The organism is Nonomuraea cypriaca (genome assembly GCF_015645445.1).
Classification (GTDB): Bacteria; Actinomycetota; Actinomycetes; order Streptosporangiales; family Streptosporangiaceae; genus Nonomuraea; species Nonomuraea cypriaca.
In genome coordinates, this window is the sequence record NZ_JADOGI010000055.1 from 40401 (window position 1) to 50798 (window position 10398).

The 10398-nt window shown below is 72.5% G+C and carries 10 protein-coding genes; 3 read left to right on the forward strand and 7 right to left on the reverse strand.

All coding sequences use genetic code 11. The features are described from left to right. Positions 1-56: 56 nt before the first annotated feature. Complete coding sequence (locus tag ITP53_RS19745) at positions 57-1283, reverse strand: multidrug effflux MFS transporter (RefSeq protein ID WP_195896886.1); 1227 nt, start codon at positions 1281-1283, stop codon at positions 57-59. Between the two features lie 232 nt (positions 1284-1515). On the opposite strand from ITP53_RS19745, the gene ITP53_RS19750 reads away from it, so the two are divergent. Together ITP53_RS19750 and ITP53_RS19755 are read left to right on the forward strand one after the other, a co-directional pair. Beyond that, entirely contained in the window at positions 1516-2424 is a 909-nt protein-coding gene (locus ITP53_RS19750) for an ABC transporter ATP-binding protein (protein WP_195896887.1), read from the forward strand. Further along, positions 2421-3188, forward strand: a complete 768-nt coding sequence (locus ITP53_RS19755) for an ABC transporter permease (protein WP_195896888.1) — start codon at positions 2421-2423, stop codon at positions 3186-3188. Before ITP53_RS19750 ends, ITP53_RS19755 begins: the two co-directional genes overlap by 4 nt. 40 nt (positions 3189-3228) lie before the next feature. Here the strand turns inward: ITP53_RS19755 and ITP53_RS19760 are convergent, their stop codons facing one another. Next, positions 3229-4443, reverse strand: a complete 1215-nt coding sequence (locus tag ITP53_RS19760; protein WP_195896889.1) for an MFS transporter — start codon at positions 4441-4443, stop codon at positions 3229-3231. A gap of 119 nt (positions 4444-4562) precedes the next feature. On the opposite strand from ITP53_RS19760, the gene ITP53_RS19765 reads away from it, so the two are divergent. Then, a complete protein-coding gene (locus ITP53_RS19765; RefSeq protein ID WP_195896890.1) occupies positions 4563-5483 on the forward strand; it encodes an EamA family transporter in 921 nt (306 codons plus the stop codon). A 296-nt stretch (positions 5484-5779) separates the two neighbouring features. Here the strand turns inward: ITP53_RS19765 and ITP53_RS19770 are convergent, their stop codons facing one another. The 5 genes from ITP53_RS19770 to ITP53_RS19790 form a co-directional block, all read right to left on the reverse strand. Next, positions 5780-6448, reverse strand: coding sequence for a GntR family transcriptional regulator (locus ITP53_RS19770; RefSeq protein ID WP_195896891.1), 669 nt, complete (start codon positions 6446-6448; stop codon positions 5780-5782). A gap of 68 nt (positions 6449-6516) precedes the next feature. Then, a complete protein-coding gene (locus tag ITP53_RS19775; RefSeq protein ID WP_195896892.1) occupies positions 6517-7476 on the reverse strand; it encodes an ornithine cyclodeaminase family protein in 960 nt (319 codons plus the stop codon). After that, positions 7473-8438: a proline racemase family protein gene (locus ITP53_RS19780; RefSeq protein WP_195896893.1), complete on the reverse strand. Its 966-nt coding sequence runs from the start codon at positions 8436-8438 to the stop codon at positions 7473-7475. The genes ITP53_RS19775 and ITP53_RS19780 overlap by 4 nt, the downstream gene beginning before the upstream one ends. Then, positions 8435-9436 carry a proline racemase family protein gene (locus ITP53_RS19785; protein WP_195896894.1) on the reverse strand — a complete coding sequence of 334 codons (1002 nt, stop codon included), beginning with the start codon at positions 9434-9436 and terminating at the stop codon, positions 8435-8437. The genes ITP53_RS19780 and ITP53_RS19785 overlap by 4 nt, the downstream gene beginning before the upstream one ends. A 32-nt stretch (positions 9437-9468) precedes the next feature. Further along, complete coding sequence (locus tag ITP53_RS19790; protein ID WP_195896895.1) at positions 9469-10362, reverse strand: dihydrodipicolinate synthase family protein; 894 nt, start codon at positions 10360-10362, stop codon at positions 9469-9471. Positions 10363-10398: the final 36 nt, after the last annotated feature.

A 10398-nucleotide genomic window follows, 5' to 3' on the forward strand; every position in this document is an offset into this window, starting at 1 on the left:
GCTGCACAAACGGATCGGACCAAGGCCGCGAATGGAATTCCTCACGCAGGCAAGGCTTACCTAAATTTTGGGCGACCGAGGATGGCGAACGCCAAACCCGAGCAAAAGATGAGCACCAGCATGACGCAGCCCATGGGCACCGCGGTCCCGGAACCGGCAAGTCCGACCAGCGGGGCGGCCGCCGCGCCGAGCGCGAACTGCACGACGCCGAGCAGCGCCGAGGCACTGCCGGCCACCTGGGCGGGCTGCGAGCCCAGGGCCAGCGCGCCGGTGCCCGGCAGCACCAGGCCCTGGCCGAGCATGATGACGAACAGCCCGGCCACGATGCCCCACAGTCCGAGCCCGGTGAGCGCGGCGGTCAGCAGCAGCGTGGCTCCGGCCAGTCCTGTGACGAGTCCGGTGACGACCAGGCGGACCGGTGACACCCGGCCCGACAGGCGGCCGCCGAGCTGGGCCGTGACGGTCAGGCCGAACGCGTTGAGCCCGAAGATGAGGGAGTACTGCTGGGGTGTGGCGCCGTACACCTCCTGGAGCACGAACGGGGAGCCGGAGATGTAGCCGAACATGGCCGCGAAGGCCAGGCCGGCGGTGAGGGCGTACCCCATGAAGGCGCGGTCGCGCAGGAGCTGCCAGAACGTGCGCACGGTGTGCCTCAGCCCGCCGCTCTCGCGCTCGCTCGCGGGCAGGGTCTCGCGTACGCCCGTCAGCACGGCCACCAGCAGCACCAGCCCCGCGACGCTGAGCGCCACGAACACCCCGCGCCACGACGTGAACGCCAGCAGCTGTGCCCCCGCGATCGGCGCCAGGATCGGCGCCAGGCCGCTGACCAGCATGAGCGTGGCGAAGATGCGCGCGATGGCGGCGCCGTCGTAGAGGTCGCGCACGACGGCCCGCACGATGACCAGGGCCGCGCCGCCGAGCATGCCCTGGAGCAGGCGGAAGGCGATGAGCATGGGCACCGTCTGCGCGAACGCGCACAGCAGGGAGGCCGCCATGAACCCGGCCACGCCCACGATCAGCGGCACCCTCCGCCCGCGTACGTCGCTCAGCGGCCCGGCGATGATCTGGCCGACGGACACGCCGATGAGACAGGCGGTGAGGGTGAGCTGGACCTGCGCGGCGCCGCTGAGCATCTCGGAGGTGATGACGGGCAGTGCGGGGAGGTACATGTCGATGGAGAGCGGGCCGATCGCCGAGAGCGCGCCGAGGATCACCAGCAGCAGCGCACGGCGGCTCCTGTGATTCTGCTGGACGGCGGCGGACGTGGCTTCTGCCACGGACATGCGTGTACCCCTCTCCCTCGCGGACCTGTGGCCCCACGAGGGCCGAGGCGTCAAACGGGGATCCGATCCTCCTAATTCCCGGTTATCTGATAAATCGGCAAAGTTCACAAGAAGGTAACGCGAGGGTCGCGAAGCCGGCCCGCGACCCTCAAGCAGACTGGGACCGGTCCACATCCGGTCGATCCCTTACCTGCGGCCTGGACCGCCTGCCACAGTCCCTAAACTCGTGCTCATGGGATCCCCAGCCGTCGAGATCATCGACCTGGTCAAACGTTACGGCGGCAACACCGCGGTCAACGGCCTCACGCTCCGCGCCGAGCGCGGCGCGGTGACGGCCGTCCTCGGTCCCAACGGCGCCGGCAAGACGTCCACGGTCGAGATCTGCGAGGGGTTCCGCCCGGCCGACGCGGGCACGGTCAGAGTGCTCGGCCTGGCGCCCGCGCGGCCCGAGCTGCGCGCGCGGGTGGGGGTCATGCCGCAGGCGGGCGGCGTGCCGCCGGCGACGCGGTGCGGCGAGTGGCTGCGGCTGGTCGCGCGCTTCCACGCCCATCCGCTCGACGCCGCCGCCCTCCTGGCGCGGCTGGGCCTCTCGGATCACGTACGCACTCCTTACCGGCGGTTGTCCGGCGGCCAGCAGCAGCGGTTGTCCCTGGCGGCCGCCGTCATCGGCCGGCCCGAGCTGGTGTTCCTCGACGAGCCGACGGCCGGGCTCGACCCGCAGGCCAGGCACGCGTGCTGGGACCTCGTGGGCGAGCTGCGCGGCGCCGGCGTGTCGGTGGTGCTGACCACGCACCACATGGACGAGGCCGAGCGGCTGGCGGACCACGTAGTGATCATCGACAAGGGGCGCGTGGTGGCCGAGGGCACCCCGGCCACGCTGACGGGCGCGGAGCGGCAGCTCAGGTTCAGGGCCAGACCGGGGCTGACGCTGGAGGAGCTGCTCAACGCGCTGCCCACGGGGAGCGCGGCCAAGGAGTCGCCCGCCGGCCACTACATCATCGAGGGCCAGGTCGGCCCCGAGCTGCTGGCCACGGTGACGGCCTGGTGCGCGACCGAGGGCGTCACGGCCGACGACCTGCGCATCGAGCGGCGCACCCTGGAAGACGTCTTCCTCGAACTCACGGGCAGGGAGCTGCGATGACCGCGCTGGACTTCACCCCGGCCCCCGGCGCGGCGCCGTTCCCGCGGATGGTCCTCGCGCAGGCGGGCGCGGAGATCCGCGCGATGCTGCGCAACGGCGAGCAGCTGCTGCTGACCCTGATCATCCCGGTGCTGCTGCTGGCGGGCTTCTCGCTGGCGCCGCTGATCGACGTGGGCGGCGGCCGGCGGGTCGACTTCCTGACGCCCGGCGTGCTGGCGCTGGCCGTCATGTCCACGGCGTTCACCGGCCAGGCCATCGCGACCGGGTTCGAGCGCCGCTACGGCGTGCTGAAGCGGCTGGGCGCGACCCCGCTGTCCAGGCCGGGGCTCATGCTGGCCAAGACGGCCGCCGTGCTGGCCGTGGAGGTCATCCAGGCCGTGGTGATCGTGGCGGTGGGGCTGGCGCTGGGCTGGCGGCCGCACGGCTCGTTCCTGAGCGCGGCGCTGCTCGTCGTGGCCGGGACCGCGGCGTTCAGCGGGCTGGGGCTGCTCATGGCGGGCACGCTGCGCGCGGAGGCGACGCTGGCCGCCGCCAACCTCGTCTACCTGGTGCTGCTCGGGGCCGGCGGCGTGATGTTCCCGCTGTCGAAGTTCCCCGAGGGGATGCGGCCGGTCCTGGAGGCGCTGCCGATCTCGGCGCTGACCGGCGGTCTGCGCGCGGTGCTCGCCGAGGGCGCGGCGCTCCCGGTGGCCGCGCTGGGCGTGCTCGCGGCCTGGGCGGTGCTGTCGCTCGGCCTTGTGTCACGCACGTTCCGCTGGGAGTAGCCGGGGTGCGGCGAGGGCGGGCCGCGAGTGGCCGGGGCGGTCATTCGGGCTGGGGCTGGGTCGTTTCCGTGCGGAGGGGGCCGTAGCGGTGCCTGGCGAGGGCGGCGACCACGGTCAGCGGGATCATGGCGCCCGCGGCGATCCCGAACAGCAGCGGGTAGCGCCCGAGCTCGGCCAGCGGCCCGGCCGCCCATGACGCGACCGCGCTGCCCACGAACAACGCCGCGGCGAAGAACGCCATGCTGGTGCCCCGCGCCTCCGGCACCACCGAGGTGGCCCACGTCTGCAGCGAGGAGTGCAGGAACGACCACCCGCCGCCGAGCAGCAGCGCGGTGACGACCACCGTCACCATGCCGACGTCCACCGCCACGAGGGCGAACCCGGCGCAGAGTTGCGCGCCGCCCACGCTCATCAGCACCGGCGCGGGCCGGCGGCCCGCCAGCCGCTTGACGACCTTCGACGACGCCCAGAGGCCCAGCCCGTACGCGGTGATGGCGAGGCCCGCCACGGCGGCGTCGATCCCCGTGTGCTGCAGCGCGGGGGCCAGGAACGGCATGGCGCCCAGCAGGATCGCCCCCTCAACGAACGCGAGCCCGAACACCAGCAGCGCCCACCGCTGCCGGAGCACCGCGCCGAAGTAGCGGCCCACCCCCGGCGGCGCTCCCGTGTGGTGCCAGGCGCGGGCCGGCTCGGGGAGCGAGCGCAGCATGAACGCGCAGACCAGGGCGCAGACGGCGGGCACGATGAAGGCCACCCGCCAGTCCAGCAGGCCGGCGAGCACGCCGCCCAGCCCGGTGGCCAGGGCGGTGCCGAGCGCGGCGGCGGCCATGAGGTCCGTCAGGGCGCGCTGGCGTACGGATTGCTCGACGGTGTCGCCGACGTACGTCAGGCCCGTGGGGATCACCGCGCCGAAGCAGGCGCCCGCCACGACCCTGGCCACCACCAGGGCGCCGAGCACGGGCATGAGCGCCGAGACGACGCCGGCCAGGGCCGCGCAGAGCAGGGCCACACGCATCAGCCGTACGCGGCCGAACCGGTCGGACAGCACCCCCCACAACGGCTGCGTGAGCCCGTAGGACAGGTAGTAGCCGCTGGCGGCGGCGATCGACGCGGAGAGTGAGACGCCCAGATCGGCGGCGATCAGCACGAGCATGGGGCTCACGGCGAAGCGGTCGAAGCTGCTGACGAACGCGGCCACGGACAGGGCACGCGGTGGCCGGGTGAGACTCGCGGAGGAGGCGGGGGAGGTTTTCATACGTCCACGCGTGCGAATTGTCCGATTTAATGATCGGCCCAGCGTAGTACCACCCTAAATCGGGAAATGTCATCGGCCCCCAGTAGTCTCATGAGGTTGTCTCGACGTCTAGGAGTCCCGTGACCGCCTTCGCCCTCGACGATCCCCTCGATCGCGGCCCCGGCCTGCCCGGGCCGGGCAACGTGCTGCGCACGGCCGCGGACTCGATCCCGCCGTCGAGCCTCGTGGTGCTGGCGATCTTCTCGGTGCAGCTCGGCGCGGGGTTCGCGAAGGAGTTGTTCGCGGCGCTGCCGCCGAGCGCGGTGGTGTTCCTGCGCATCGGGGCCGGGGCGCTGATCATGGGAGCGTTCGTCAGGCCGCGGCTCAAGGGGCTGTCGTCGCGTGACTGGGCGGTGGGGATCGGCTTCGGCGTGACGCTCGCCCTCATGAACCTCGCCTTCTACGAGGCCCTGTCACGGCTGCCGATGGGCATCGCGGTGGCGATCGAGTTCCTGGGGCCGCTGGGCGTGGCCGTGGCGGCGTCGCGGCGCAGGATCGACCTGCTGTGGGTCGGCCTGGCTGGCGCCGGGGTGGCGCTGCTCGCCCCCTGGGGGCAGTCGGCGTCGGTGAGCTGGATCGGCATCGCGTTCGCGATGCTGGCGGGAGCCTGCTGGGCCGGATACATCGTGTTGTCGGCGGCGGCCGGGCGGCGCTTCCCCGGCACGAGCGGGCTGGCGTTCGCGATGATCGTGTCGGCCGTGGTGATCGCTCCGGTCGGGTTCACGACGGGCGGGACGGAGATGCTGCGGCCGGAGTTGCTGCTCATCGGGCTCGGCGTGGGGTTGCTGTCGTCGGTGATCCCCTACTCACTGGAGTTGCAGGCGCTGCGGCGGATGCCCAAGCGGGTCTTCGGGATCCTGATGAGCCTGGAGCCGGCGGTGGCGGCGCTGATCGGGCTGGTGCTGCTGGGTGAGTTCCTGCACGCGCAGCAGTGGGTGGCCGTCATCTGCATCGTGGCCGCCAGCCTGGGCTCGACCCGGATGTCGCGGCGGCGGGAATAGTCCCGTGGAGGGCCGCCGCGCGCCCTGGGATTGGGGTCTCGGGCGCGCGGCGGAGGGCTCGGCATCGGTGGGCGGGGTGTGCCGAGCCCATGGAAGGTCAGCGGAGTGCGGGGTTCCGCGTGACCAGGCGCTGGTGCCGTGACGGACCGGATGTCTCCGGCCGGTCGGCGTGGCCGGTCCTGCGAGGACCACGACCACGAGGCGAGTGACCGTCTGGCATCGCTCAGGCGGCCCGAATTCGAGAGTACCGCCATCCGAGCATGCTCGATCCGGAAATATCGGAACTTGTCCCTAAATCAGTGCTCGGCCCAGATGCCGCGTACGTGACCGATGTGCTCCGCCATGATCCGGCCGACGGCGTCGCCGTCGCCGCGCTTGAGCGCGTCGAGCAGGTCGAGGTGCTCCCTGGCGGAGTCGCCCAGCGTGCCGCGCTCGAAGAGCTGGGACAGGCCGTAGAGCCTGGCCCTGTTGCGCAGGTCACGCACCACGGAGACGAGGTGGTCGTTGCCGCACAGGCTCAGCAGCTCGACGTGGAAGCGCAGGTCGGCGTCGACGTACGCGAGCAGGTCGCCGCGCTCGCCGGCCACGACGATCTCCTCGGCGATCGGGCGGAGGCGTTCGAACTCCTCGGCCCGCGAACTGTCAGCCAGCCTGGCCACGGTGGGCACCTCGATGAGCTGGCGGATCTCGGTGAGCTCGTCGAGGTCGCGGTCGGACAGCTCGGTCACCCGGAAGCCCTTGTTGCGCACCGCCTCGACCAGGCCCTCCTTGGCCAGGTCGAGCATGGCCTCGCGGACGGGCGTCGCGGAGACGCCGAACTGGGCGGCCAGCACCGGCGCGGAGTAGACCACCCCAGGCCGCATCTCGCCGGTGATCAGCGCGGCACGCAGCGCGTGCGCGACCTGCTCGCGCAGGCTCTGCCGCTCCCCCACCATCGGCAGGTCGAGCCGCTCCTCGGCAGCCATCCGCCCATCCCTTCCCTGCTCACCCGAAAAACTCCTGACGGACCTTCGAGGCCGTGACGGCAGCCCCGTTACGCGGATTCCCCCGGAGAGATCCACGCCTCGTAGGCGGCGGCCGCGACGACGAGGTCCTCCCACGCCATGCCCGTGCTCTTGAACACGCGCGGCCCGGCCCCCGTGATCACCCCTCCGGCGATCAGCTCGGCGAGGTTTCCGGCGAGATGACCGGTGGGGATCGTACCGTGACGGATGGGAATGATCACATCGCCCGCCTCCTCCAGGGCGGCCGCTCTGGCCTCGACGACCACGGTGGCGCGGGCGACGAGATCGCCGTCGAGCTCGCGGGCGCCGGGCTCGTGCGAGCCGACCGCGACCACGGTGACACCGTCGCGGGCGAGCTTACCGGGGAAGAGCGGCTGCCTGGCGGTGGTACAGCACGCGACGAGGTCCGCCGCCGTCACCGCCGCCGCCACTGATGGTTCACCCGCCGTCAGGGCTTCGGCGGTGAGGCCGAGCGTACGGCAGCGCGCGGCGAGCGCCTCGGCGCGCGCCCGGTCGCGTCCCACCACCGTCACCTCGCCGACCGGCCGCACCTCACGGAACGCGAGCACGTGCCCCCACGCCTGCGGCCCGCTCCCGAACACCACGAGCCGCCTGGCCTCGGGATCCGCCAGATGCCGCACGGCCAGCGCCGATACGGCGGGCGTGCGCAGGGAGGTGAGCGCGATGCCGTCCATGGCCGCCAGCGGCGCCAGGGTGTCGCCGTCGAACAGCAGGTACGTCCCCTGGATCCGGGGCAGCCCGCGCCCGGGGTTGCCGGGGGCGACGCTGACCGCCTTGACCCCCGCGTACCGTCGGGTGGCGGCGGGCATCAGCAGGAGCTGCCCCGCGGGGACGCCGGCGACGGTGCGCGGCGGCGTGGCCTCAGGATCGAGCCCGTCCCGCAGCGCGTCCTCCAGGATCTGCACGGCCCGCCCGTACGGCACCAGCCGCTCCAGCGTGGCCGCGTCGAGATACGGCAGTCCGGTCATCGCAGTGTGAACCCCGTTCCGATCGGATCCCCGGGATCGAGCTCGAACACATGCCGCCCGGTCCGGTACGCCATCCCCTCGATCTCCGGCACGACTCCCTCGTCCGTCACGCCGGTGACCTCGGCGCGGAACGAGCTGCCCACGACGCTGTCGTGGATCAGCGGCCCGCGCAGCCCTGAGTCGTGCAGCAGCGCCAGCCGCGCCGCCGTGCCTGACCCGCACGGCGAACGGTCCACCTCCCCGTCGGCGAACACCGTGACGTTGCGCTGGCGCGCGACTCCGTCCACGTCGGGCAGCTCGTCGTGGAAGATCACGCCGTAGACGCCGGACAGCCGGTCGTCGGACGGGTGCTTCGAGGCCGGATGACCGGCCAGGGCGGCCTTGATCCGGCGGGCGTGGCCGATGAGGTCGCCCAGGTGCCTGGGCTCCACCGACAGCCCCAGCGCCCGGGCGGGCACGGACGCGTAGATCGCGCCACCGTAGGAGAGGTCGGCCTTGACGCCGCCGGCCGGGACGTCGCGGGCGATCACGTACGACGGGACGCTGACGAACGTCACCGACGCCACCTTCCCGCCCGCGCACCGCACCCGGGCCGTGACGCGCCCGGACGGCACGTCGATCGGCACGTCGGTCACGCCGTCGGGATCCGCCGCCACCAGCCCTTCGTGCACCGCGTACGCGCCCAGCGCGATGGTCCCGTGCCCGCACGCGGTGGAGAACCCGTCCTTGTGCCAGAACAGCGCGCCGAAGCGGGCGCCGGGGTCGTCCGGCGGCACGAGGAAGCAGCCGTACATGTCGGCGTGCCCTCGGGGCTCGTGGCACAGCATTCGGCGCACGTCGTCGTGCTCGGCCATGGCGGTGGTGCGGCGCGAGAGCACGTCGGCCCCGGCGATCTCCGGCACGCCGCCGGTCACGATCCTGAACGGCTCCCCGCCCGTGTGGTAGTCGACCGTCGTGATCACAGCTCGAACCCCGCGGGGAAGGGGTCGCGCGGGTCGAGGAAGTACTGGGCGGTGCCGGTGATCCAGGCGCGTCCGGTGATCGACGGCACGACGGCGGTCCGGCCGCCGACCGTGGTCTCCTCCAGGATCCGCCCGATGAACCTGGTCCCGATGAACGACTCGTTCACGAAGTCGCGCCCGGCCGGCAGCTCGCCGCGGGCGTGCAGCTGCGCCATCCTGGCGCTGGTGCCGGTGCCGCACGGCGAGCGGTCGAACCAGCCGGGGTGGATGGCCATGGCGTGCCGCGAGTGGTGGGCGTCGGACCCGGGCGCGGCGAAGTAGACGTGGTGGCAGCCGCGGATGCGGTCGTCCTCGCGGTGCACGGGCTCGTCGGCGGCGTTGATCGCCTCCATGGTGGCGAGGCCGGCCGCAATGATCTCGTTCTTGGCCTTGCGGTCGAAGGGCAGGCCGTAGGCGTCGAGGCCGACGACGGCGTAGAAGTTGCCGCCGTACGCCAGGTCGTACGGGATCTCCCCGAACCCGGGCACGGTCACGGCGGCGTCCAGGCGGTCGCAGTAGGAGGGCACGTTGCGCAGCGTCACCGACATGGCCATCCCGTCCTCGACGGCCACGTCGGCCTCCACCAGCCCGGCGGGGACCTCCAGCCGCACGGTCGTGACCGGCTCGGTGACCTCGACCATGCCGGTCTCGACGAGCACGGTCGCCACGCCGATCGTGCCGTGCCCGCACATCGGCAGCAGCCCGGACACCTCGATGAACAGCACGCCGAAGTCCGCGTCCGGCCTGGTGGGCGGCTGCAGGATGGCGCCGCTCATGGCGGAGTGGCCGCGCGGCTCGGTCACCAGCAGGGTGCGGATGTGATCGAGGTGGTCGCGGAAGTAGACCCGCCGCTCGGCCATGCTCGCGCCGGGAACCACCCCGATCCCGCCGGTGATCACACGGGTGGGCATGCCCTCCGTGTGGGAGTCGACGGCGTGGAAAACGCGCTTGGTCCTCACAGTGTCCTCACAGGGTCGTCCTCACAGGGCCGTCACCGCAGCCCTTCTGCCAATGCCTTCTCGGTCGCCGACCGAACGATAGCCGCCTGCGCGTCCGTCAGCGGCTGCCTCGGCTGCCTGCAGGGGCCGCCGTAGCGGCCGGCCAGGTCCATGGACAGCTTGATGGCCTGCACGAACTCGGTCTTGGAGTCCCAGCGCAGCAGTGGGTGCAGCGTGCGGTAGAGGGGCAGCGCGGTCTCGAGGTCGCCCGCGAGCGCCGCGCGGTAGAGGGCCACGCTGGAGGCGGGCAGCGCGTTCGGGTAGCCGGCGATCCAGCCGACCGCCCCGGCCACGGCGAGTTCGAGCAGCACGTCGTCGGAGCCGATGAGCACGTCGAGGCCGGGCGCCAGCTCGGCGATCTCGTACGCCCGCCGCGGGTCCCCGCTGAACTCCTTGATCGCCACGATCAGGCCCTCCTCGTGCAGCCTGGCCAGCAACGCGGGGGTCAGGTCGACCTTGGTGTCGTACGGGTTGTTGTAGGCCACGATCGGCACGCCCGCCTTGGCGACCTCGCGGTAGTGGGCGACGACCGCCCGCTCGTCGGCCCGGTAGGCGTTGGGCGGCAGCAGGAGGACCGAGCCGCAGCCCGCCTCACCCGCCTGCTCGGCCCAGCGGCGCGACTCCGCGGCGCCGTACGCGCCCACTCCGGCCATCACGCCGGTGCCGCCGACGGCCTCGACGGCGGTCTCGATCACCTTGGCCCGTTCCTGCGGGGTGAGCGTCTGGTACTCGCCGAGCGACCCGTTGGGCACGACCCCGTCGCAGCCGTTCTCGACCAGCCAGCGGCAGTGGCCGGCGTAGCCGTCGAAGTCCACGGACAGGTCCGTGCGAAGGGGCAGCGCGGTGGCCACCATGACGCCGTGCCAGGGCTTTGTACGGTTTTCCATCAGGGGTTCCTCCATGTCTCGGGGTTGATCCGGCTG